The organism is Lichenibacterium minor, from assembly GCF_004137685.1.
Taxonomy (GTDB): domain Bacteria; phylum Pseudomonadota; class Alphaproteobacteria; order Rhizobiales; family Beijerinckiaceae; genus Lichenihabitans; species Lichenihabitans minor.
Window position 1 is genome coordinate 24,012 of record NZ_QYBB01000036.1, and the last position, 20,758, is coordinate 44,769.

Below are 20,758 nucleotides of genomic sequence, written 5' to 3' on the forward strand. Positions count from 1 at the left end.
CGTCACGCCCAGCGCCATTGGTTGGCGTTCCAGCAGTTCTCCTGGGTGTTGATGTTGGGCGTGTAGCCTTCGAGGCCGGTCTTCACGCCCTGCACCATGGCGTATTGGAACAGGGGCAGGTAGGGCAGCTCGCGCCGGACCAGGGCCTGGAGCTTGAGGTAGGCGGCCTTGCGTTCCGCGCGGTCGACCGTGGACGCGCCCTCCTTCAGGAGCGCATCGGCCTCCGGGCTCACGAACTGCGTCGTGTTCTGGCCGCCGCCGCCCTTGGCCGCGATGGCCTGGCTGGAAAAGTAGTCGGTGGCGTCGGGGTCGGGCCCGACCATGAAGTCGAGCCCCACCATGGCGCTTTCGAACTTCGACAGCATCCAATAATCGCCCCACATCACCGCGGGCGGCAGGTTGGAGATCGTCATCCTGGCGCCGATGTCCCCCCAGTTCTGCTGCAGGAGCTGCTGGGCCTGTTCGCGCAGGTGGTTGCCGGCCGTGGTGGAATTGGTGAACTCCAGCCGGACGCCGTCCTTGACCCGCACGCCGTCCGGCCCGGGCTTCCAACCGGCGGCGTCGAGCAGGGCCTTGGCGCCGTCCGGGTCGTAGCTCTGCTTCGGCAGGTCGGGGTTGTAGGCCCAGGACTGCATGGGCAGGTAGGATTCCGTCGGGGTCGGCAGGCCGTAATAGAGCTGCTCGATGATGCTCGCCTTGTCGACCGCCATGTACAGCGCTTCGCGCACCGCGCGGTCCTTGAACACCGGCAGCGCGGTGTTGAGGGCCAGGTTCTCGGTCGTGGCCTTGGGCACCGGCATCACGGTGCGGTCCTTCAAGGTCTTGGCCTCGTCGTAATGGTCCGGCGTGATCCCCTGCAGGCCGATGTAGTCGATGTCGCCGGTCTGGAACTGCGTGTAGAGCACGGTCAGGTCGGGGACGTATTTGATCACCAGCGTTTCGAGGAAGGGGCCGGGCCCGTGGTAGCCCTCGTAGGCCTTCAGCGTGACGTGGTCGCCCGGCACGCGCTCGCTCCAGCGGAACGGCCCGGTGCCGACGGGGTTCTGCGCGAACGCCGGCTTGTTGACGTCGGCCTCCTTCTCCAGGATGTGCTTCGGCCCGAGCCACGTCCAGGACAGGATGGCGGGATAGGGCGCGTAGGGCCGCTCCATGCGCCACGCGATCTCGGTCGGGCTCACCACGGTCACGTCGCGCACGAGGTCGTGGCCGGCGCGGCGGCCGGACAGGAACTTCGGGTCGACCAGCAGGGCGAGGTTGTATTTCACGTCCTCGGCCGTGAAGGGCGTGCCGTCGTGCCATTTCACGTCCGGGCGGAGCTTCACGCGCCAGTGCAGCCCGTCGGCCGACACGCCGCCGTTCTCCACGGTGGGGATCTCGGCCGCGAGGTCGGGCGCGAAGCTGCCGTCGGGGTTCGAGCGCCACAGCGTGCCGAAGAGGTTCATGTAGACCGCCTCGTCCACCTCGATGTGCAGCTTCAAGGGCTGGAACACCGTCGGCTCCTGCGATAGGCCGATGACCGCCTGCCCCTTGGGCTTGACGGGCGGGGTCGCGGCGCCGGCGGCCGGCATCCACCCGACGACGGGCCCGGCGACCGCGAAGGCGCCCGCCGCGGCGCCGAACTGCAGGATGCGGCGGCGGTTCGGGCCGGCCGCGTGGGAAACGTCGTGGTCCTGGCTCATGGCTTCGTGTTCCGGATCGGCGGGGGAAGGGGACGTCACACGCCCGCGATGGGGCGCGGGTTGGAGCCGTCGCTGAACCGCGACAGGCGGAAATCGCGCGGGTCGACGACGGGCGCGGCGCCCGTGGCGAGGTCGGCGGCGAGGCGCCCGGCGGCGGGGCCGATGCCGAAGCCGTGGCCCGAGAAGCCCGTCGCCACGACGAGGCCCGGCAGGGCGTCGACGGTGGAGATCACCGGCACGGCGTCGGGCGTGACGTCGATCATGCCCGCCCATTCCTGCACGACCTCCGCGCCGGCGAAGACGGGGAACAGCTCGGACAGGTTCTTCAGGGCACGGCGGTTCAACGCGCGGTCGGGCTCGGGGTCGAGCACGCGGCACCGCTCGTAGGGCGACACCTGGTCCAGCGGGACCGGGCGCGCTTCCGTCCATTCCTGCCGGAAACGGCCGTCCACGCGCAGCTTCAGCCCGCGCCAGTCGTCCTTGAAGGCCGGCAGGAAGTCGCCGAAGAAGCGGAAGCTGTCCGGCACCAGCGGCACCACGTTGACGTTCCCGTCGGCGATGGAATAGCCGCCGTCCGCCCGCTTGCGGTAGGCCCCCTTCGAGCACCAGAAGGCCGCCTCGGGGCCGCCCTCGATCGGCGCCGTGCGCAGGCAGCTCGACCTGACCTTGAGCTGCTTCAGCGTGATGCCGAGGTCGGCGAGGAAGCGGCGCGACCAGGCGCCGCCCGCCAGCACCACGGCGTTGCAGCGGATGCGCCCGCGCTCCGTCACCACCGCGCTCACGCGTCCGCCCGCCCGGTCGAGACCGCGCACCGCGCAACCGGTGAGGATGGCGGCGCCGGCGCGCTGGGCCGCGGTGGCGATGGCGGGGGCGGCCTTCTGCGGCTCGGCCCGGCCGTCGGTCGCGCAGTACATCGCGGCCTTCCAGCGCTTCGAGCCGCCCGGCACGTGGCGGTCGAGCTCGGCGCCGGAGATCATGCGGGCGTCGATCTGGTAGGGGCGCGCGTGTTCGAGCCAGGTCTCGTATTTTTCGACGTCGTCGTCGTCGTCGCAGCCCCAGGCGATGCCGGTGGTGAGGAAGCCCGTGTCCCCGTCCACGGTCTCGTCCATGCGCTCCCACATGCGCAGGCTTTCGACGATGAGCGGGATCTCGCGCGGGTCGCGCCGGCCCTTGCGGACCCAGCCCCAGTTGCGGCTCGACTGTTCTCCCGCCACGTGCCCCTTCTCGCAGAGCGCCACCGACACGCCGCGCTTCGCCAGGGCCAGCGCGGTGCTGACGCCGATGATGCCGCCGCCGACGACCACGACCTCGACGGCCTCGGGCAGCACGGTGTCGGCGCGGACGGGTTCGACGGGCGGTCCCATGGTCAGTCCTGCTTTCGGTCGGGGAAGGGGCGGCTCACAGCCGCGGCTCCAGGTTCCAGTTGATCGGCACTTCGGCGATCGCGGCCGTGTTGGGCAGGTCGAGCACGAAGGCCACGGTGCGGCCGACGTCCTCGGGCTGCGTCAGGTCGGCGGGGTCGCGCCCGAGCGTGAGGGGGGCCGCCATGTCGGTGGCGACGAAGCCGGGGCAGACCGCAGTGGCGCGGATGCCGTGCTCCCACCCGGCCTGACGGATGGCGTGGGTGAGGCCGAGCGCGGCGAACTTGCTCGTCGCGTAGGATCCCGACCCCGCCGACGCCACCCGCAGCCCGGACAGCGACGCCACGATGCACACCCGCCCGCGGCCGCCCCGCTTCAGGGCCTCCCAGGCGGCCTTCACCAGGCGGCGCGGCGCCCTGACGTTGACCTCGAGGAGGTCGTCGAATTCGTCGTCCCCGGCCTCGATCACGGTCTTCGGGATCATGATGCCGGCATTGGCCACCACGGCGTCGATGCGGCCGAAGCGCCCGAGCGTGGCTTCGACCCAGGGCCCCGCGGCGCCGGCGTCCCGCGCGTCGTAGCGATGGAGGATGGCGTCCGATCCGGCCGGCGCCGCCGCGCCGTCCGGGTCGCGCACGCCCAGGCTGAGCCGCCATCCGTCGCGGGCCAGGGCCTCGGCGACCGCGCGCCCGATGCCGCGGTTGGCGCCCGACACGAGCGCGACGCGGCTCACGGCGCCACCGCGCGGGGGGAGCGGGCCATCAGCCGGCATCCGGCACGCCGTCGAGGTGCCGACCGTAAACCTTGCGCAGGAGCCCGAGGAGTTGCGCCCGCTCGCCCCCGTCCAGCACGGAAAAGAAGTCCCGGTCCTGCGTCAGCGCCACGTCGCGCACGCGCGCCCGGAGCGCTTCGCCCTTCGGCAGGAGGTAGAGCTCCCGCGCGCGGCGTTCCGCGGGCGACACACGCTGCTCGACGAGTTCCGCCCCGCCCATCGCGTCCAGCAGCTTGCCCATGGCGGAGCGGTCCTTGCGGATGACATGGGCCAGGACCGACGGCCGGATCCCCGGATTGGCGCCGACCAGCAGCAACGTCGCGATCTTGCCCGTCCCGCCCGCGAGCAGGAGCCGCTCCATCCTGGCGTCCAGGTCCTGGCTGACCAGGATGTTGACGGTGCGGACGTAGAAGCTCAACAGCGTGCCGAAGATGTCGAAGTCGATGTCGAGGGTGTCCGCCGTCTTCGGCACCTTGCGGCTTCGCCGCGCGGCCGAAGGCACGGCATCCGCCTTTTCCGTCATCGCGCCCATCGCGGTTCGATCCTCGCAAGATCCGGAACTCCCGTCTCGGGACAACATGAACGCAGCAACGCGACGTCGATCGGCCGGCCGCAGGAACTCGAGGCCCAGCGGCGGACCGGCATCACCGGCACGGCGACAGCTTATCCACGCGCCTTCATCGCGGATGAACGCCCACACCGCGGATGGAACTCTCCGCGATGCTTGCGATGGGCCGAGGTTTCGACCTGTATCCTGCTCGTCCTGGCACGATGATGGTAGGTGTCCACTATCTTCCGCGTCAAGCCGCGATGGCGATGCACGCTGCGGAAAGAATCCTCACGGCGGACCGTCGCGCCGCCCACGATCCGGGCATGTCGGGGTCCGGACCCCGCGGTCCGCCCGACCCCGCTTCAGGCCCGCCGCTGCCTCAACCGGCTGCGGATCAGGGATCGCTCGAGCCAGCGCACGGCCATCGACAGCGGAAAGGCCATGATGAAATACATGACGCCGGTGACGAGGTAGATCTGCATGGGCATGTAATATTCGCTCGTCAGGTCGTCGGCCCGCATCATCAGCTCCGGAGCGGCGATGAGGGACGCGACCGACGTGTCCTTCAGCAGCGAGACGAGGCTGTTGCCCATCGGCGGCAGGATCACGCGCAGGGCCTGGGGCAGCACGATGTGGCGCAGGGCTTCGGCCCGCGTCATGCCGACCGCCGAGGCCGCCTCCGCCTGGCCCAGATCCACGGCCGCGATGCCGCCGCGGTAGATTTCGGACATGGAGGCGGCGTAGTGGAGGCCGAGCGCCACGACCGCCGCCCCGAAGCTCGGCAGGACGATGCCGAAGGCCGGCAGCCCGAAATAGATGAGGAAAAGCTGCGTCAGCGTCGGGGTGCCCCTGACGAACTCGATGTAGACCCGGCAGCAGCGCGCGAGCCAGCGCCGGCGCGACATCTCGCCGAGCGCGACGAACAGGCCGGCGACGACCGACAGGGCATAGGCCAGGGCCGTCATCTCGAGCGTCTGCGCCGCCGCGACGAGAAGCTCCGGCAGCCATTCGCGGACGAGGTCGAGCGTCGCATCCGAGATCATGCGCGTTTCCCCCGGGCGACATGGCGCTCCAGCGCCCGGCTGGCGGAGGACAGCGGCAAGCTCATCGCGAGGTAGACGATCGCCACGCAGACGTAGATCTGGGTGGACAGGTAGGTCTGCCGGACCAGCATCCCGGCGTTGAAGGACAGTTCCGGCGCCGCCACCGCGGAAGCGAGCGACGATTCCTTGAGGAGGCCGATGGCGAAATTGGCGAGGGCCGGCAGGACGACCCGCACGGCCTGCGGCATGACGATGATGCGCAGCGCCATGAGCCTGGTCATGCCGATCGCCAGGGCCGCCTCGCTTTGCCCGCGGTTCACCGCCTCGATCCCGGCGCGGAACACCTCGGTCAGGTAGGCGCCGCCGTTGAGGCCGAAGCCCACCACCGCGGCCGGGACCGGCGGCAGCCGGATCCCGACGGAGGCCAGGCCGAAGTAGATGATGAAGAGCTGCGTCAGCACCGGGACGGAGCGGAACACCTCGACGTAGACGTGGGCCACGGCGCGGAGCGCGCGCGAACGGGACGTCTTGAACGTGCCGAACAGGAGGCCGAGCAGGACCGAAACCGCGAAGCCTCCCACCGTCACCACCACCGTCGTCACGGCGCCGGTCAGGAGGAGCTGGACGATCTCCGGGAAGCGGTCGACGAACCTGTGCCAGCCGCCCATCAGTGCGCCCGCCGCTTGCCCAGCACCGCGCTCAGGAAGGCGCGCGTGCGGGGGTGCTCGGGGGCGTGGAAGAGCCGGCCCGGGGGCGCTTCCTCGACCACCACGCCCCCGTCCATGAAGATCACGCGGTCGGACACGTCTTCGGCGAACTGCATCTCGTGCGTGACGATCAGCATCGTCATCCCTTCGGCGGCCAGGTCCGCCATGACGCCGAGGACTTCGCCGACGAGTTCCGGGTCGAGCGCCGAGGTGGCCTCGTCGAACAGCATCAGCTTGGGCCGCATGGCGAGCGCGCGGGCGATGGCGACGCGCTGCTGCTGCCCGCCCGACAGCTGTTCGGGGTAGCTGTGGGCCTTGCTGGCGAGCCCGACCTTGTCGAGCAGGGCCAGCGCGCGGGCCTCGGCCTCGGCGGCCGGCACCTTGCCGACCTTGACGGGGCCGATCGTGACGTTGCGCAGCACGCTGAGGTGGGGGAACAGGTTGAAGCGCTGGAACACCATGCCGATGCCGGCGCGCTGGCGGGCCAGCGCGCGGTCGTCGAGGTCGACGACGCGGTCGCCCACGCGCTTCTGCCCCAGCAGGTCGCCGTCGATCACGATGTGGCCGCGCGTCGGCCGCTCGATGAAGTTCACGCAGCGCAGCATGGTGGTCTTGCCCGAGCCGGACGGGCCGATGATCGACACCTTCTCGCCGGGACGGACGTCGAGGTCGATGCCCCTCAGCACGTCGAGCGCCCCGTATGACTTGTGCAGCCCCGAGATCCTGACGAGGGGCTGTCCCGCCCGGGGCGGCTCCGCCGTGGCCGGCGTCGTGGGACTGGTCATGGCGAACGGGCTCCGGGGGTGGCCGTCCGGACGCGGCGACGCCCCCGGACACAGGCGGCTCAAGCGAAGAACGAGGAATAGTCCTTGGGCTGGTGGGCGGCGGGCCCGAGGATGGCGCCGGCGGCACTCCGGTCGACGCCGATGCGCGGATCCGTCGGGGCGGGCACCATGTAGTCGGGGTTCGACAGGCCGTAGCGGGCGAGGCAGGCCGCGTTGGTCTTCGACGCCCACAGCCACTTCACGCCGGCATCGACGGCGTCGAAGAGGTCGGTGTTCTCCATGTTCATGCCCATCACGGCCCGTCCCTTGCCGCTCAGGGCCGGGTATTGGGTGTTGGGCGTGATCGGGACCTGCTTCAGCTCGGCATCGGGGTTCTGCAGCAGCACGTAGGCGATGGTGGTCCCGTCGAGCACCGCATAGTCGATCCGGCCGGCCTCGAGGTCGCGAAGGCAGGCGTCGTCGTTGTCGTAGAGCTTCAGGTCGATGTTCGGGACCTTCTTCAGGTCGGGGACATAATCGTAGCCGTTGCCGGTCCCCACGCGGTGCCCCGCGAGGTCGGAGACGTCGATGTAGGCGCCCGCCGACCTGCCCTTCTTCATCGTGATGTAGTTGCTGTCGTAATAGATGGCGTCCGTCAGCAGAAGCGCGTTGGCCCGCGCCTTGGACCAGCCCATGTCGCCGCACATGATGTCGGCGCGGCCGGTCTTCACGGCCTCGATCGTCGCCGACCACGCCATCAGGGCGGGCTTCACGCCGAGGCCGAGGCGCTTGGCGATGGCCGCCACCATGTCGGCGTCCGTGCCCATGGGGGCACCGTCCTTCATGCCCGTGCCCGGCATGGCGCCGCTCATCGCTATGGTGATGAAGCCGTCCTCCACGGTCTTCGGCCTGGCCGGCGCCGCCGCGAAAGCCCAGGGCGCGAAGGCGGTGGGCCCGGTCAGCGCGCCGAGACCGAGGGTCGCCGCCCGCCCGACCAAGCTCCTGCGGGTCAGTCCCGCCCCGTCCACACCAGTCCTCATCGCCGTCTCCCGCACCGCGTCAGTTGCAATCGCAGCCTACACGGAACCCGACCCCTTGCAATATATTGAAATGCTGAAATTGACGGCTGCGGTTTCGGCCGGCTGCACAGCGCTTCGACGCGGCGGCCGCATCCTGCCTCAACGGGAAGCAAACACACCCTTGGCTTCGGCAATACCCAGCGTTCCGAGGTCGGGCGGCATCGACCGGGGCCGCGACCGGCTTGCCCCGACGGGCTCATCACGATAATGAATTTCTTCAATGAAAGGCTCTGGAATGCTCGACGCCACGCAACCCGTCCCCCCCGGCTCCCCGGACGCCGGCTCCGTCGACGTCGGAGCGCGGCTGAAGCGGTTCCGGACCGAGCGCAAGCTGACGATCACCCAGCTGGCGGACCGGTCGGGCGTGTCGTCGGGCATGATCAGCCAGATCGAACGCGGCACCACCAACCCGTCGATCAAGATCCTGCAGCGCCTGCGCTCGGCGCTCGGCGTCAACCTGTGGGACGTGCTGGACGAGAACGCGAGCGCGGAGCCCAGGCCCTCCCCGTCCTCGGCCCACGTGTTGCGCCGCGCGAACCGGCCCAGGATCGTGGTGGGCGAAAGCCGGCTCGTGAAGGAGCTGCTGTCCCCGCGCAAGGACCGCAACCTCCGCTTCATGATCATCACCCTGCCGGCCGGGGGGGTCAGCGAGGACGTGATCGTCGGTGAAGGGGAGAAGGGCGGCCTCGTGACGGACGGCCGCGTCCGGCTGACCGTCGGCCAGGAGGTGTCCGACCTCGACGAGGGCGACAGCTTCCAGTTCCCCAGCAGCCTGCCCCACGCCTTGTCGAACCCCCACGCCGAGCCCGCCAAGGTCGTGTGGATCATGAGCGTCCTCGACAGCCACATCTGATCCCGCGGCAGTCCGCGTCCCCGCCCAGGAGGAACCCATGTCGCCACCCGTCCAGCCGGTCGCCGACGTCGACGCCCTGCCCCAGGCCGTCGATGTCGTGGTCGTCGGTGCCGGCATCGCCGGCGTCGCCGCCGCCTACGAGCTCGCCCGCAAGGGACACCGGGTGGCGGTGATCGAGAAGGGCGTCGTGTCGGGCGAGCAGTCGAGCCGCAACTGGGGCTGGTGCCGCCAGCAGAACCGGGACCTGCGCGAACTGCCGCTTTCCATGTGGGGCCTGCGCCGCTGGGAAGAACTGGCCGCCGAAACCGGGCGCGACCTGGGCTTCCGCCGCACCGGCCTCGTCTACGTTACCGACAAGCCGGGCGACCTCGCCGAATGGGAACGGTGGGGCGAGACCGCGCGGCCGTTCCAGATGCAGACCCGGATGCTGACGGCCGCCGAGGCCGAGGCCCTGACGCCCGGCAGCCGCGGCGGCTGGCTCGGTGGCCTCCAGTCCCCGACGGACGGCCGGGCGGAGCCGAGCCTCGCCGTGCCGGGGCTGGCCGAAGCCGCGCGGGCGCTGGGCGCCACCATCCACCAGAACTGCGCGGTGCGCGGCTTCCACATGGAAGCCGGGCGCCTCAAGGGCGTGGTGACGGAGCGGGGGCTCGTGCGGGCCGACGCCGTTCTGCTCGCCGGGGGTGTCTGGACGGGGCTCATGATGCGGCGGCACGGCCTGCGTTTCGTCCAGGCCAGCGTGCGCTCGACCTCCTTCGCCACCGTCCCGGCCCCCGCCGTGACCGAGGGCGGCCTGGCCCTGCCGGGCGTGACCCTGCGGCGCCGGCTCGACGGGGGCTTCACGGTCGGCATGAGCGGGCGCGGCTTGATGGAGGTGTCCCTCCAGGGGCTGCGCTACGCGGGGCCCTTCTGGCAAACGTTCAAGAAGCGCCGGGCCGGCCTCGCCATCACGGTCGGCAGGTCCTTCGTCGACGGGCCGGAGGGCCTCGCACGCTGGTCGATGGATGCGCAAACCCCCTTCGAGCGGAACCGCACGCTCGATCCCCCGCCGGAGCGCAGGCTCATCGAGGCCGGCCTCGCCAGCATGGGCGCCGCTTATCCGACGCTGAAGGGCATCGCCGTGGCGCGGAGCTGGGGCGGCCAGGTCGACATGACGCCCGACGCCATCCCGGTGATCTCCCCCGTCGAGCCCGTGCCCGGCCTGTTCGTGTCGGCGGGCTTCAGCGGCCACGGCTTCGGCATCGGCCCCGCTGCCGGGCGGCTCGCGGCCGACCTCGTGGCCGGCGACGCGCCGATCGTCGATCCCCACCCCTACCGCTACAGCCGCATGACGGACGGCACGGACCTCGGCGCGCCGGGCATGATCTGACGCCGGCGGCGCCACAACCCCCGAAGGGCCCCGTCGCGCGCCCCGATGGGGCGGGACCGGCCGCCGTTGCACCGCCCGCGGCCGCGGCATAATCTGCCGCCGCGCGGGCCGGTCCGGCCGGAGCGCCGAGAGGTTCGATGACCCATCCGAGACTGGACCGGATCGACCTCAAGATCCTGGCCCGGCTCCAGCGCCAGGGCCGCATGACCAACGTCACCCTGGCGGAAGCCGTCGGCCTGTCGGCGAGCCCCTGCCTGCTCCGCGTCAAGCGGCTGGAGAAGGCGGGGTTCATCACGGGCTACGGCGCGCAGATCAACCTGGCCAAGCTCGGCGAAACGGTATCGATCTTCACCGAGGTCACGCTCGCCGACCACAGGCTCGAGGACTTCGCCCGCTTCGAAGCCGAGATCCGCAACGTCGACTCCCTGGTCGAGTGCCACCTCATCTCGGGGGGCTACGACTACCTGCTGAAGTTCGTCACCCGCGGCGTCGGCCAATACCAGGAGGTCGTCGAGGACCTGCTGCGGCGCGAGATCGGCATCGCCAAGTACTTCAGCTATATCGTCATCAAGTCGCCCATCGTGAAGCCCTACCTGCCGCTCGCGGCGCTGTTCGAGCCGCGGCGATGACGCTCACGCGGCGTCCCGTCCCCACCAGCCGCGCGCGATCCCCAGCCAGTAGCCCACGCCGAGCGGGATGGCGGCGTCGTTGAAGTCGAAGGTCGGGGCATGGAGGGCGGGCGACGGGCGACCCGGCTCCGCGGTGCCGATCAGCGCATAGGCGCCGGGCCGCCGTTCCAGCATGAAGCCGAAATCCTCCGACGTCATGTTGGGCGGCGTCGGCTCCTCGACGGCGTCCGGGCCGACGAGGTGCCGCATCGTTTCGGCGGCGAAGCGCGCCTCGGCGGGCGCGTTCGCGGTCAGCGGATAGGCGCCGTGGAACGTCACCCGGCCCCGCGCGCCGTGGGCCGCCGACACGCCCTCGACCAGGGCCGCCATGCCGTCCCGCAGGCGGGCCATCACGTCCCCGTCGAGCGTGCGGAGGGTGCCGCGGATCTCCGCGGACGACGGCAGCACGTTGTCGGACGAGCCCGCGTTGAACATGCACACCGACAGCACCGCCGCCGCCAAGGGGTCGGTGCGGCGCGACACCAGCGTCTGCAGCTGGCCGACCAGCGCGCAGCCCACCGGGATGGGGTCGACGGCCAGATGCGGCTGGGCCGCGTGGCCGCCGCGCCCCTCGATCAGGATCGTGAAGCGGACGCCGGCCGCCATGACGGGCCCGGCGCAGATCCCGAAATGGCCGATGGGCAGGGTCGGCCAATTGTGCAGCCCGAAGCAGGCCTCCACCGGGAAAAGGTCGAGGAGTCCGTCCTCGATCATGCGCAACGCGCCGGCGCCGCCCTCCTCGCCGGGCTGGAACACGAGATGCACGGTGCCCCCCGGCTTCGGCCCGCGCGCCAGCGCGTCCGCGGCGCCGAGCAGCATGGCGACATGGCCGTCGTGCCCGCAGGCGTGCATCCGGCCCGGGTGCCGGGACGCGTGGGCGACGCCGCTTTCCTCGGCGATGGGCAGGGCGTCCATGTCGGCGCGCAGCAGGATCGCGCCCGGCCCCTCGCCGCGGATGGTCCCCACCACGCCGGTGCCGCCGAGGCCGCTGTGGACCTCGAGGCCGAGCGCGGCCAAGCGGCCCGCCACGATGCCCGCCGTGCGGCGTTCCTCGAAGCGCAGCTCCGGATGGGCGTGGAGGTCCCGCCGCAGGGCGACCAGCCCGTCGAGGGCGGCGGCATCGAGGGAAGCGTGCAGCGTCATGGTGCGGAGGCTCCGGACCCCGGGGCGCCGATGCGGCGCAGGATGTGGATGGGATCGGCGAGGTGGCGGCCGAGTTCGGCCTGCGCGGCCGCGAGGTCGTCGCCCGTCGCCAGCGCGGCCAGGCGGCGGTGCTCGGCGGCGAGTTCGGCGCTCGACCGATAGCCGGCCATCAGGAGATGGAGGCACAGGCGGGTCTCGGCCTGGACGGTGTCGAACATGCGGGACAGGCGCGGGCTCGCGGCCGCGTCGACCAGGGCGCGGTGGAAGGCGAGGTCGGCGTCCGCGACCTCGCGCCAGTTCTCGGCCGCGACGGCCTCGGCCATGCGCTCCGCCTCGGCGGCGAGCCGCAGGCGCAGCGCGGCGCGGTCGGGCAGGGCCGCGATGCGTCGGAGCGCCGCCCCCTCGATGGCTTCGCGGGCGAGGTACACGTCGGCGAGGTCGGCCTCCGTCAGTTCGACCACGAAGACCCCGCGATGCGGATGCCCGACCAGAAGCCCTTCCTGCACGAGCCGCTGCATGGCTTCCCGCACGGGGCCGCGGCTGACCGCGAAGCGGGTCGCGAGGTCGGCCTCGTTCATCTGCTGGCCGGGCCGGAAGAGCCCCGACAGCACGGCGTCCCGCATCGCGCCCGCGACCTGGCCCGACAGGGTGACGCGGGGCAGGCGCGAAAGGCTCGGGGCGAGGCTCAAGACCCGTTCGACCATCGGAACGGCGCTGCGCCGCAGCCCCGTTCGGGCGATCGGCGGGCAAGCCGCGACGAAGGTGGCCGAGCCGCGGGGGAAGCAGGCCTTCAATGGAGCCGGTCCTGCAGCTTGTACCAGGCGCCGACGAGGGGCAGGAACCAGGGCGGCCCGAAATGCCCCCTGATGGCGGGCCACGGCATCCCGCCCCACGGGTTGGCGTCGCGATCGCCCGCCATCACGGCCGCCATCGCCTGGCCCATGTGGGTCGCCATCTGCGTGCCGTGGCCGCTGTAGCCCATGGAATAATAGAGCCCGTCGTGCTGCCCCGCCCGGGGCAGGCGGTCCTGGGTCATGTCGACGATGCCCCCCCAGCACCAGTCGAGGCGCGTGCCGGCGAGCCCGGGGAAAACCTTCAGCATGCCGGCTTCGAGGATGCGGCCGCTCTTCGCGTCCGACGTGGCGCTCGACAGGGCGAAGCGCGCCCGGCCGCCGAAGAGCAGGCGGTCGTCCGGCGTGGCGCGGAAGTAGTGGCCGACCGTCTGCGTGGTGGTGCACATGCGCCGGCGCGGCATCAGGGCGTCGAGCGTCGCGCGGGGCAGCGGCTCGGTCACCACGATGAAGCTGCCGATCGGCACGATGCGGCGCCGGTAGCGGAAGAAGGGTCCCGACATGGAGGGACCCGTGGCGAGCAGGACCTGTCCGGCGCGCAGCGTGCCGCGCGCCGTCTCGACGTCGTGCGCGTCGGTGCGGCCGATGCGCTTCAGGCGCCGAACGGGAGCCTGCTCGTGGATGCGGGCGCCGCGCCGCACCGCGGCCTCGGCGAGGCCCACCACGTAGCGGCCCATGTGCATGCTGCCGGACTTCGGGTAGAGCAGCCCGCCGTGGAAGCCGCCCGAGCCCAGCTCGTCCCCCAGCGCGTCGCGCGGCACCAGGCGCACGTCGGGGTCGGCGCCGCGGTGGAGCGCGTCGCGGGCGCGGGCGAGCTTGTCGTAGTGCTCGGGCTTGGCGGCGAGCTTGAGCTTCCCGGTGCGCCCGAAATCGCAATCGATCCCCTCCTCGGCCACGATGCGCTCGACCGTGTCGACGGCGTCGTCGAAGGCGCGGTAGAGCGCCACGGCCCGCCCGAAGCCGAAGCGGGCCTCCATGGTGGCGAAGTCCTGGAAGAAGCCGTTGTTGCATTGCCCCCCGTTGCGGCCCGAAGCGCCGGCCCCGACGTGGTCGGCCTCGAGGAGCGCCACGCTGGCGCCGCGCTTCGCCAGGGCCAGGGCGGCCGACAGGCCCGTGAAGCCGCCGCCCACCACCGCGACGTCGACGCGGCCCCCGATCGGCCCCGGCGTGGCGCCGGTGAAGGGCGCCGCCGTGTCGTGCCAGTAGGATGCGAGCTTCACCGGCGGGCCCGCCTCAAAGGCCGCAGCATCCCGCGAGGCCGCCGATGTCGGCGATCTCGTGGGTGACGTAATGCGGGATGCGGGGGTCGTGCCCGCGCGCCACCCACACGCGGGCGCCGAAGTGCAGGTCGTAGGCGGTCATCTGGTCGTAGCGGAAGCTCGACGACACGTGCATCATCTCCTCGGGCTTGGCGCCGAGCTGGTCGAGCATGTATTCGAAGGCCTGATAGCGGGGCTTGTAGGCCCCGGCCTGTTCGGCCGTGTAGACGCGGTGGAACGGGGCGCCGAGCTTGGCGACGTTGCTGTGGATCTGCGCGTCCATGGCGTTGGACAGGATCACCAGCGGGATCTTGCCGGCGATCGCGGACAGGCCCGCCGGCACGTCGTCGTGCGGCCCCCAGCTCGGCACCGCCTCGTAGATGGCCGCGCCGTCGGCGTCGCGGTAGGGCACGCCGTGGCGCTCGCAGGCGCGCCGCAGCGCGTTGCCGATCACCTCCGCGTAGGGCTTCCAGGCGCCCATGACCTCGTCCCGCCGGTAATTGGCGAAGTCGCCCGTGAACGCCGACATGCGGTCCGCCCCGATGCGGTCGGCGCACAGCGTCCGGGCCATGTCGGTCATGCGGAACCGGGTCAGCGTGCCGTAGCAGTCGAAGGATATGTATTTCGGCGTGAAGGTCGGGGGGGTCATGGCGATCCGGGGGCCTGGGAGGCCGGCGCTCGGCCTCGATCCCCGGAGTGGACCGTCCCGCCTCCGGATTGTCAACAATCCTACGATCGGGCGGACCGGGCCGCCGCGGGGGGCGGGCCGCGGGGGACGATGGCAGATGCCGCGAACCGCCTTCGCCTTCGGCACGACCTGCCGCGACGCCCCGGCAGATCCGCAGCATCTTCCGGCGCCCGGCCCGATAATCCGTGCCGTCCCGACCGATCGGATCTCCGTCATGCTGGCCAACGACCTCGCCGAACTCGATCGCGCCCACCTGATCCACCCGGTGATGTCGTGGCGCGACCACGAGGCCCGCGGGCCCCACGTGCTGGCGTCCGGCGAGGGCGCCTACCTCACGGACGCGTCGGGCCGCACCCTGCTCGACGGCTTCTCGGGGCTGTGGTGCGTCAACGTCGGCTACGGCCAGCGCAGCGTGGTCGCGGCCGCGACCGAGCAGATGATGCGGCTGCCCTACGCGACGGGCTATTTCGGCTACGCGGCCGAGCCCTCGATCCGGCTGGCGGCGCGGCTGGCGGCGCACGCGCCCGGCGACCTCGACCACGTCTTCTTCACGCTCGGCGGCTCGGACGCCATCGACAGCGTGGTGCGCTTCATCCGCTTCTACATGCACGCCCAGGGCACGCCGGAGCGGCGGCACGTGATCTCGCTCGCGCGGGGCTACCACGGTTCGTCGACGACGGGCGCCGGCATCACGGGCCTGCCGGCCTTCCACCGCGACTCGGACCTGCCGCTGCCCTGGCAGCACCACATCTCGAACCCCTACCCCTACCGCAACCCGGCCGGCCCCGACGCCGGGGCGATCGTCGCGGCGTCGCTGGCCGAGTTCCACGCCAAGGTCGAGGAGATCGGGGCGGACAAGGTCGCGGCCTTCTTCTGCGAGCCGATCACGGGCTCGGGCGGCATCATCGTGCCGCCAAAGGGCTGGCTGCCGGCGATGCGCGAAGCCTGCCGCGCGCTCGGCATCCTGTTCGTCGCCGACGAGGTCATCACCGGGTTCGGCCGCACGGGGCCGATGTTCGCCTGCGAGGACGAGGGGATCGTCCCCGACATGATGACGGTGGCCAAGGGGCTGACCTCCGGCTACGTGCCGATGGGCGCGGTGCTGATGTCGGACGCCGTCTACCGCGCCATCCGCGACGGCAGCCCCGAGGGGGCCACGATCGGCCACGGCCTGACCTATTCGGCCCACCCGGTCAGCGCCGCCGTCGGCCTCGCCGTGATGGACCTCTACGAGGGCGGCCTGCTGGCGCAGGGCCGGCGCGTGGGCGCCCACCTCGCCCGGCGCCTGTCCGCCTTCGCCGACCACCCGCTGGTCGGCGAGGTCCGCGGCCGCGGCATGCTGCAGGGGCTCGAGCTCGTCACCGACAAGGCGAGCAAGGCCAAGCCCGACCGTGCGCTCGGCATCGCCGGCAAGCTCGCCGCGGCCGGGATCGAGAACCGTCTGATCTTCCGCGCCTTCGCCGACGACATGGTCGGCTTCGCGCCGCCGCTGTGCTGCACCGAGGACGACATCGACATCCTGGTCGCGCGCCTGGAGGCCACGCTCGCCGCGGTGCTCGACGACCCCGAGGTCCGGGCGGCGGTGCGTTGAAGCGGACCGCGCTCAGGCACCGCCGCCCGACCGCGCGGCGGTGCCCGCCGAACCGGAAGGCCCGGGCCGGCGCGGTGGGCGAGAGCGGGCCGCCACGGCGCTAGGGGGCGGGGGCGGCCCCGCGCTCCGGCACCAGCGCCACGGCGTCGACCTCGACGAGGAAGCCGTGGTGGAGTTCGGTGACCGGCACGACGGTGCGGGCGGGGCGGGCGTCCGGCAGCAGGGCGGCGTAGACGGCGTTGAAGCGCGGCCAGTTGGCGACGCCGACGATGTAGGCCGTGACCTTGAGCAGGTGGCGCGGCGTGCCGCCCGCGGCGTCCAGGATCGCCAGCATGTTGCCGACGGCCTGCCGCGCCTGGGATTCGAAATCCCCGCCGGGATCCCGCGTCCCGTCGGGGCGGACGGGGAGCTGGCCCGAGATGTAGAGGTGGCCGCCGCCCGACATGCCCTGCGCGTAATGGCCCGCCGGGGCCGGTGCGGCCGCGGTGGCGACCTCGACGATGTCGTCCATGCTCACCATCCTCCGAACCTGTCCCACGTCGCCTCGACGGCCGGCGACGCGCCGCGCACGACGCGGTATTCCCGATGCTGCGCGCCCGTCGCGCAGGCGTGGTTCGGCAGGATGCGGACGCGGTCGCCGATGGCGAGGTCGGGCAGCGCGCCGCCCGATCCGGGGCGCACCGCCACGATCCCGTGCTCCTGGTTGGCGTCCACCACGACGAGGTCGCCATAGGGTTCGCCTCCGATGTCGCAGACCAGGCCGTAGCCCTGGTCGACGGCCTGCCGGGACGTGCCGCGGTCGCGCGACATCGCCATCCAGCCGGCGTCGACGAGAATCCAGCCCTTGTCGCGCCGATGGCCGATCACCGTGGCCAGCACCGAAACCGCCACATCGCCGACCGTGCAGGCTCCGATGCCCGCCATGACGAGGTCGAAGAACACGAACACGCCGGCCCGCACCTCCGTGACGCCCGTGAAATCCTCGGCCGCGAAGGCCGTCGGCGTCGAGCCGACGCTGACGACGGGGCACGGCAGCCCGGCGCCGCGCAGGATCGCGGCCGCGTCCACCACGGCGCGCCGCTCCCCTTCGGCGCAGCGGCGGAGCGCTTCGGGGCCCCGCGCCGAATAGCTTTCGCCGGCATGGGTCATCACCCCGCGCAGCTCGGCGCCTTCGCCGAGCGCGCGGCCGATCGCGACGAGGCCGTGGACGTCCCCGGGCAGCACGCCGGAGCGGTGGCCGTCGCAGTCGACCTCGATCAGGGCCGGGATGCGGTCGCCGGCGGCGCGCGACGCGGCCGCCACCGCCACCGCCTGCTCGACCGTGTCGAGCACCACGGCGACGTCGGCGCCACGGGACCGCAGGTCCAGGACGCGCCCGAGCTTGGCGGGGGCGATGCCGACGGCATAGGTGATGTCGCGCACGCCCGCGGCGGCGAACCGCTCGGCCTCCATCAGCGTCGACACCGTGGCGGGGCCGGCCGGCGAGGCCATGACCCGCCGCGCCACCTCGACCGATTTCGCGGTCTTGAGGTGCGGGCGCAGGGACACGCCGGAGGGGCCGAGCCGCCCCCGCAGCCGGGCGACGTTGTTCTCCATCCTGGCGACGTCGAGGACGAGGCAGGGCGTGTCCACCCCGTGCAGCGTGTCGGGCCGCGCCTCGCCGCGCGCCGCCGCGGCCTGCTCCATCGCGCTCATCATGGTGCCCCGTAGCCGAGGATGGACTTGGTTTCGAGATATTCTTCGAGCCCGAAGGCGCCGTATTCCCGGCCGTTGCCGGACCGCTTGTAGCCGCCGAAGGCCGCCTCGCCGTCCCAGGCCGGACCGTTGATGTGGACCTGGCCGGCCCGGATGCGGCCCGCGAAGCGGCGGGCGCGGTCGAGGTCGCGGGACTGCACATGCGCGCCGAGGCCGTAGACGGTGTCGTTGGCGATGCGCAGCGCGTCTTCCTCGTCCCGGTAGGGGATGACGGACAGGACCGGGCCGAAGATCTCCTCCCGCGCGATCCTCATGCCCGGGTCCACGTCCGAGAACACCGTCGGCTTGGCGTAGAAGCCGCGGTTGAGCGAGGCCGGGCGGCCGAGGCCGCCGCAGACGAGCTTCGCCCCCTCGTCGAGCCCCGAGCGGATCATCGCCTGCACGCGCTCGAACTGCGCGCCGTTGGCGATCGGGCCCAGGGTGGTTTCGGGCCGGCGTGGATCGCCCACGACGATCTGCGCCGCCGCCGCGGCCGCCAGCGCTTCCACCTCGGCGAGCCGCGCGGCGGGGACCAGCATGCGGGTCGGCGCGCTGCAAGACTGGCCGACGTTGCGGAAGGCCGCCAGCACGCCCTTGCCGACCGAGGCCGCGAAGTCGGCATCCTCCAGGAACACGTTGGGCGACTTGCCGCCGAGTTCCTGCACGACCCGCTTGACCGTGGGGTCCGCCGCCTGGGCCACCAGCACGCCGGCCCGGGTCGACCCCGTGATGGAGACCATGTCGACGTCCGGATGGGCCGACAGGGCGGCCCCCACGACGGCACCGGTGCCGTTGACGAGGTTGAAGACGCCGGGCGGCACGCCGGCATCGTGCATGACCTCGGCGAACAGCAGGGCGCTGAAGGGCGACAGCTCGCTCGGCTTCAGCACGATCGTGCATCCGGCCGCGATGGCCGGAGCCACCTTGGCGGTGATCTGGTAGAGGGGCCAGTTCCAGGGCGTGATCAGCGCGCAGACCCCGATCGGCTCCTTGACGGTCGCGGTCGTGCCGTGCCGCGCGATGAAGCTGAAGCGGCGGAGGACGTCGGCCGCCACGCGCACATGCGCGACGCCGAACGGCACCTGCGCGGCGGCGGCGAAGCCGATCGCCACGCCCATCTCCCGCACCATGGCGTCGGCGAACAGGCCCGCCCTGCGTTCGATCAGGTCGCCGACCCGGGTCAGCAGGGCGATGCGCTCCGCCACGGGGGTGGACGAGAAGGCGGGAAAGGCGCGCCGTGCGGCCGCCACCGCCAGGGCGACATCCGCCTCGCCCCCGGCCGCGACGGCGCCGAAAACCTCCTCGGACGCGGGATCGACGACCGGCAGCCTGTCGGGCGTCGACGACGGGCGCCAGGACCCGTCGATGTAGAAATGGTCCGCGTGGGGGTTCGGCATGGGGGCGACCTTCGATCCTGAGGGGGCGGCTCGCCTCAACCGAGGGCCTGGCTGGCCAGCGCGAAGGCCGCGACGGCGCCGGGCTCGCCCGGGGTCCCCCGCGTCATCCGCACGCTGCGGTCGACGTTCGCCAGGCCGCAGGCGGCGAGAAACGCCGTGAAGGGCCCGTCGCCGCCCGGCGCGTCCACCCGGAGGAAGCGGCCGTCGTGGGCCCGCACATGCGGGGTCGCCAGGGCGATCGCCCCGGCGTCGTCCGCGCACACGATCGGGCCGACCACGTGCCCTCGCCCGAAGGGCCGGCAGATCGCATAGCCGCCGACCCGTCCGTCGCGTTCCAGCACGGTTGCGGTGCCGACGGCCCGCAGGGTCCGGAGCAGCGCGGTGCGGTCGCCGCCGACCGCCGCGGCGTCCAGCGCCGCGATGGCGGCCCAGTCCCGGTCTTCGGCGGCCCGCGCCGGGGTTTCGGCCGCCACGGCCGCGTCGGCGATGCCGTGGTGCTGGTCGTTGGAGCCCGTGACGCGGAACCCCAGCGACTCGTAGAGCGGGCGGCCAGCCGGGGTGGCGGTGAGGCGGACGGTCCGGTCGCCGGCGGCCTCGATGAGGGTCCGCATCAGGCTGCGACCGATGCCCCTGCCCTGCAGGGCGGGCGCGACGATCACCATGCCGATCGTGGCGAGCCCGTCGCCGAAGGGCCACCACATGCCGGTGGCCGTCACCCTGTCGCGTTCGTCGACGGCCACGATGCCGTGGCCGACCTCGAGAAACAGGCGCCAATCGTCCAGCCGGTGCGGCCAGCCCACGTCGACGGACAGCCCGTGGGCCGCAGCGAGGTCGGCGCGCGACAGGGCGCGAAGGCGCGGAACGTCGGTCAATGTCGGCCCTTTCGAGAGTCTGCACACCGGGCGCGGCCGCCCCCCGCCGGATCGTGTGGCGGCGCGGCCGCGTGCCGCGACCATATCCGGCATCGCGGCGGATGAACGATCGCTTCGCGCCGGCCGGCCCACCGATCCTTCCGTTCCGACCGGCGGGGACGGCAGAAGATGCCGCGGCGGGGGCGGCGGCCTCGCCCATCGTGGCGGCGGAAACCGGCGCGGGCCGTGCTGGCGCCGGTTTCCGCTCCCCCGTTTCCCCCCGCGTCGCCGATCATTCGTCGACGCGGGGAGACGGGGGCGCACCGGGTCAGATCGCCTTCAGGTGCGGGCTCAGCAGCCCCATCATCTTCATCATGTTCACCCGGTCCTGGCCGAACACGG

Annotated in this window: 20 protein-coding genes; 4 read left to right on the forward strand and 16 right to left on the reverse strand. The window is 72.3% G+C overall.

Going from position 1 to position 20,758, the window contains the following annotated elements; genetic code table 11:
* Positions 1 to 2 precede the first annotated feature (2 nt).
* The 8 genes from D3273_RS21420 to D3273_RS21455 all read right to left on the reverse strand — a co-directional run bounded on the left by D3273_RS21420 (position 3) and on the right by D3273_RS21455 (position 7,916).
* Positions 3 to 1,679 (reverse strand): peptide ABC transporter substrate-binding protein, encoded by a 1,677-nt coding sequence (locus D3273_RS21420; RefSeq protein ID WP_165359605.1) that lies wholly within the window; start codon positions 1,677 to 1,679, stop codon positions 3 to 5.
* A gap of 35 nt (positions 1,680 to 1,714) precedes the next feature.
* Positions 1,715 to 3,043 carry an NAD(P)/FAD-dependent oxidoreductase gene (locus D3273_RS21425; protein ID WP_129228932.1) on the reverse strand — a complete coding sequence of 443 codons (1,329 nt, stop codon included), beginning with the start codon at positions 3,041 to 3,043 and terminating at the stop codon, positions 1,715 to 1,717.
* 34 nt (positions 3,044 to 3,077) lie between these two features.
* Positions 3,078 to 3,812, reverse strand: coding sequence for an SDR family NAD(P)-dependent oxidoreductase (locus D3273_RS21430; RefSeq protein WP_129228933.1), 735 nt, complete (start codon positions 3,810 to 3,812; stop codon positions 3,078 to 3,080).
* Positions 3,802 to 4,344, reverse strand: coding sequence for a MarR family winged helix-turn-helix transcriptional regulator (locus D3273_RS21435; RefSeq protein WP_129228934.1), 543 nt, complete (start codon positions 4,342 to 4,344; stop codon positions 3,802 to 3,804). The genes D3273_RS21430 and D3273_RS21435 overlap by 11 nt, the downstream gene beginning before the upstream one ends.
* Positions 4,345 to 4,724: 380 nt before the next feature.
* Complete coding sequence (locus tag D3273_RS21440) at positions 4,725 to 5,405, reverse strand: amino acid ABC transporter permease (protein WP_129228935.1); 681 nt, start codon at positions 5,403 to 5,405, stop codon at positions 4,725 to 4,727.
* A complete protein-coding gene (locus D3273_RS21445; RefSeq protein ID WP_129228936.1) occupies positions 5,402 to 6,073 on the reverse strand; it encodes an amino acid ABC transporter permease in 672 nt (223 codons plus the stop codon). Before D3273_RS21445 ends, D3273_RS21440 begins: the two co-directional genes overlap by 4 nt.
* Positions 6,073 to 6,897 (reverse strand): amino acid ABC transporter ATP-binding protein, encoded by an 825-nt coding sequence (locus tag D3273_RS21450; protein ID WP_129228937.1) that lies wholly within the window; start codon positions 6,895 to 6,897, stop codon positions 6,073 to 6,075. Before D3273_RS21450 ends, D3273_RS21445 begins: the two co-directional genes overlap by 1 nt.
* A 59-nt stretch (positions 6,898 to 6,956) precedes the next feature.
* Positions 6,957 to 7,916 carry a substrate-binding periplasmic protein gene (locus D3273_RS21455; RefSeq protein WP_129228938.1) on the reverse strand — a complete coding sequence of 320 codons (960 nt, stop codon included), beginning with the start codon at positions 7,914 to 7,916 and terminating at the stop codon, positions 6,957 to 6,959.
* Between the two features lie 274 nt (positions 7,917 to 8,190).
* Here D3273_RS21455 and D3273_RS21460 point away from each other — a divergent pair, with 274 nt between their 5' ends.
* The 3 genes from D3273_RS21460 to D3273_RS21470 all read left to right on the forward strand — a co-directional run bounded on the left by D3273_RS21460 (position 8,191) and on the right by D3273_RS21470 (position 10,803).
* Positions 8,191 to 8,808 carry a helix-turn-helix domain-containing protein gene (locus tag D3273_RS21460; RefSeq protein ID WP_165359606.1) on the forward strand — a complete coding sequence of 206 codons (618 nt, stop codon included), beginning with the start codon at positions 8,191 to 8,193 and terminating at the stop codon, positions 8,806 to 8,808.
* Positions 8,809 to 8,845: 37 nt separating this feature from the next.
* The gene (locus D3273_RS21465; RefSeq protein WP_129228940.1) at positions 8,846 to 10,174 is read left to right on the forward strand and encodes an NAD(P)/FAD-dependent oxidoreductase; all 1,329 of its coding nucleotides are present in this window, start codon (positions 8,846 to 8,848) and stop codon (positions 10,172 to 10,174) included.
* 137 nt (positions 10,175 to 10,311) lie between these two features.
* Positions 10,312 to 10,803 carry an Lrp/AsnC family transcriptional regulator gene (locus tag D3273_RS21470; RefSeq protein WP_129228941.1) on the forward strand — a complete coding sequence of 164 codons (492 nt, stop codon included), beginning with the start codon at positions 10,312 to 10,314 and terminating at the stop codon, positions 10,801 to 10,803.
* Between the two features lie 3 nt (positions 10,804 to 10,806).
* On the opposite strand, the gene D3273_RS21475 is transcribed toward D3273_RS21470, so the two are convergent.
* The 4 genes from D3273_RS21475 to D3273_RS21490 form a co-directional block, all read right to left on the reverse strand.
* The gene (locus tag D3273_RS21475) at positions 10,807 to 11,985 is read right to left on the reverse strand and encodes an amidohydrolase (protein WP_129228942.1); all 1,179 of its coding nucleotides are present in this window, start codon (positions 11,983 to 11,985) and stop codon (positions 10,807 to 10,809) included.
* On the reverse strand, positions 11,982 to 12,674 hold the full coding sequence (locus tag D3273_RS21480) for a GntR family transcriptional regulator (protein ID WP_245501320.1): 693 nt from the start codon (positions 12,672 to 12,674) through the stop codon (positions 11,982 to 11,984). The genes D3273_RS21475 and D3273_RS21480 overlap by 4 nt, the downstream gene beginning before the upstream one ends.
* A 101-nt stretch (positions 12,675 to 12,775) precedes the next feature.
* A complete protein-coding gene (locus tag D3273_RS21485) occupies positions 12,776 to 14,056 on the reverse strand; it encodes an NAD(P)/FAD-dependent oxidoreductase (RefSeq protein WP_129228944.1) in 1,281 nt (426 codons plus the stop codon).
* Between the two features lie 13 nt (positions 14,057 to 14,069).
* A complete protein-coding gene (locus D3273_RS21490) occupies positions 14,070 to 14,744 on the reverse strand; it encodes a haloacid dehalogenase type II (protein ID WP_129228945.1) in 675 nt (224 codons plus the stop codon).
* 253 nt (positions 14,745 to 14,997) lie between these two features.
* On the opposite strand from D3273_RS21490, the gene D3273_RS21495 reads away from it, so the two are divergent.
* Positions 14,998 to 16,374 carry an aminotransferase class III-fold pyridoxal phosphate-dependent enzyme gene (locus D3273_RS21495; RefSeq protein WP_129228946.1) on the forward strand — a complete coding sequence of 459 codons (1,377 nt, stop codon included), beginning with the start codon at positions 14,998 to 15,000 and terminating at the stop codon, positions 16,372 to 16,374.
* A 100-nt stretch (positions 16,375 to 16,474) separates the two neighbouring features.
* On the opposite strand, the gene D3273_RS21500 is transcribed toward D3273_RS21495, so the two are convergent.
* From D3273_RS21500 to D3273_RS21515, 4 genes are read right to left on the reverse strand one after another with little or no spacing between them, the layout of a single operon-like run.
* Positions 16,475 to 16,885, reverse strand: a complete 411-nt coding sequence (locus tag D3273_RS21500; protein ID WP_129228947.1) for a RidA family protein — start codon at positions 16,883 to 16,885, stop codon at positions 16,475 to 16,477.
* A 2-nt stretch (positions 16,886 to 16,887) separates the two neighbouring features.
* Positions 16,888 to 18,060, reverse strand: a complete 1,173-nt coding sequence (locus D3273_RS21505; protein ID WP_129228954.1) for an alanine racemase — start codon at positions 18,058 to 18,060, stop codon at positions 16,888 to 16,890.
* Between the two features lie 8 nt (positions 18,061 to 18,068).
* Positions 18,069 to 19,505: an aldehyde dehydrogenase family protein gene (locus D3273_RS21510; RefSeq protein WP_129228948.1), complete on the reverse strand. Its 1,437-nt coding sequence runs from the start codon at positions 19,503 to 19,505 to the stop codon at positions 18,069 to 18,071.
* Between the two features lie 35 nt (positions 19,506 to 19,540).
* A complete protein-coding gene (locus D3273_RS21515) occupies positions 19,541 to 20,377 on the reverse strand; it encodes a GNAT family N-acetyltransferase (protein WP_165359607.1) in 837 nt (278 codons plus the stop codon).
* Positions 20,378 to 20,758 lie beyond the last annotated feature (381 nt).

Excerpts from the sequence above, each read along its gene's own strand:
- D3273_RS21420 (WP_165359605.1), bottom strand. The coding sequence starts at position 1,679 with ATGAGCCAGGACCACGACGTTTCCCACGCGGCCGGCCCGAACCGCCGC.
- D3273_RS21425 (WP_129228932.1), bottom strand. The coding sequence starts at position 3,043 with ATGGGACCGCCCGTCGAACCCGTCCGCGCCGACACCGTGCTGCCCGAG.
- D3273_RS21430 (WP_129228933.1), bottom strand. The coding sequence starts at position 3,812 with ATGCCGGCTGATGGCCCGCTCCCCCCGCGCGGTGGCGCCGTGAGCCGC.
- D3273_RS21435 (WP_129228934.1), bottom strand. The coding sequence starts at position 4,344 with ATGGGCGCGATGACGGAAAAGGCGGATGCCGTGCCTTCGGCCGCGCGG.
- D3273_RS21440 (WP_129228935.1), bottom strand. The coding sequence starts at position 5,405 with ATGATCTCGGATGCGACGCTCGACCTCGTCCGCGAATGGCTGCCGGAG.
- D3273_RS21445 (WP_129228936.1), bottom strand. The coding sequence starts at position 6,073 with ATGGGCGGCTGGCACAGGTTCGTCGACCGCTTCCCGGAGATCGTCCAG.
- D3273_RS21450 (WP_129228937.1), bottom strand. The coding sequence starts at position 6,897 with ATGACCAGTCCCACGACGCCGGCCACGGCGGAGCCGCCCCGGGCGGGA.
- D3273_RS21455 (WP_129228938.1), bottom strand. The coding sequence starts at position 7,916 with ATGAGGACTGGTGTGGACGGGGCGGGACTGACCCGCAGGAGCTTGGTC.
- D3273_RS21460 (WP_165359606.1), top strand. The coding sequence starts at position 8,191 with ATGCTCGACGCCACGCAACCCGTCCCCCCCGGCTCCCCGGACGCCGGC.
- D3273_RS21465 (WP_129228940.1), top strand. The coding sequence starts at position 8,846 with ATGTCGCCACCCGTCCAGCCGGTCGCCGACGTCGACGCCCTGCCCCAG.
- D3273_RS21470 (WP_129228941.1), top strand. The coding sequence starts at position 10,312 with ATGACCCATCCGAGACTGGACCGGATCGACCTCAAGATCCTGGCCCGG.
- D3273_RS21475 (WP_129228942.1), bottom strand. The coding sequence starts at position 11,985 with ATGACGCTGCACGCTTCCCTCGATGCCGCCGCCCTCGACGGGCTGGTC.
- D3273_RS21490 (WP_129228945.1), bottom strand. The coding sequence starts at position 14,744 with ATGACCCCCCCGACCTTCACGCCGAAATACATATCCTTCGACTGCTAC.
- D3273_RS21495 (WP_129228946.1), top strand. The coding sequence starts at position 14,998 with ATGCTGGCCAACGACCTCGCCGAACTCGATCGCGCCCACCTGATCCAC.
- D3273_RS21500 (WP_129228947.1), bottom strand. The coding sequence starts at position 16,885 with ATGGACGACATCGTCGAGGTCGCCACCGCGGCCGCACCGGCCCCGGCG.
- D3273_RS21505 (WP_129228954.1), bottom strand. The coding sequence starts at position 18,060 with ATGGAGCAGGCCGCGGCGGCGCGCGGCGAGGCGCGGCCCGACACGCTG.
- D3273_RS21510 (WP_129228948.1), bottom strand. The coding sequence starts at position 19,505 with ATGCCGAACCCCCACGCGGACCATTTCTACATCGACGGGTCCTGGCGC.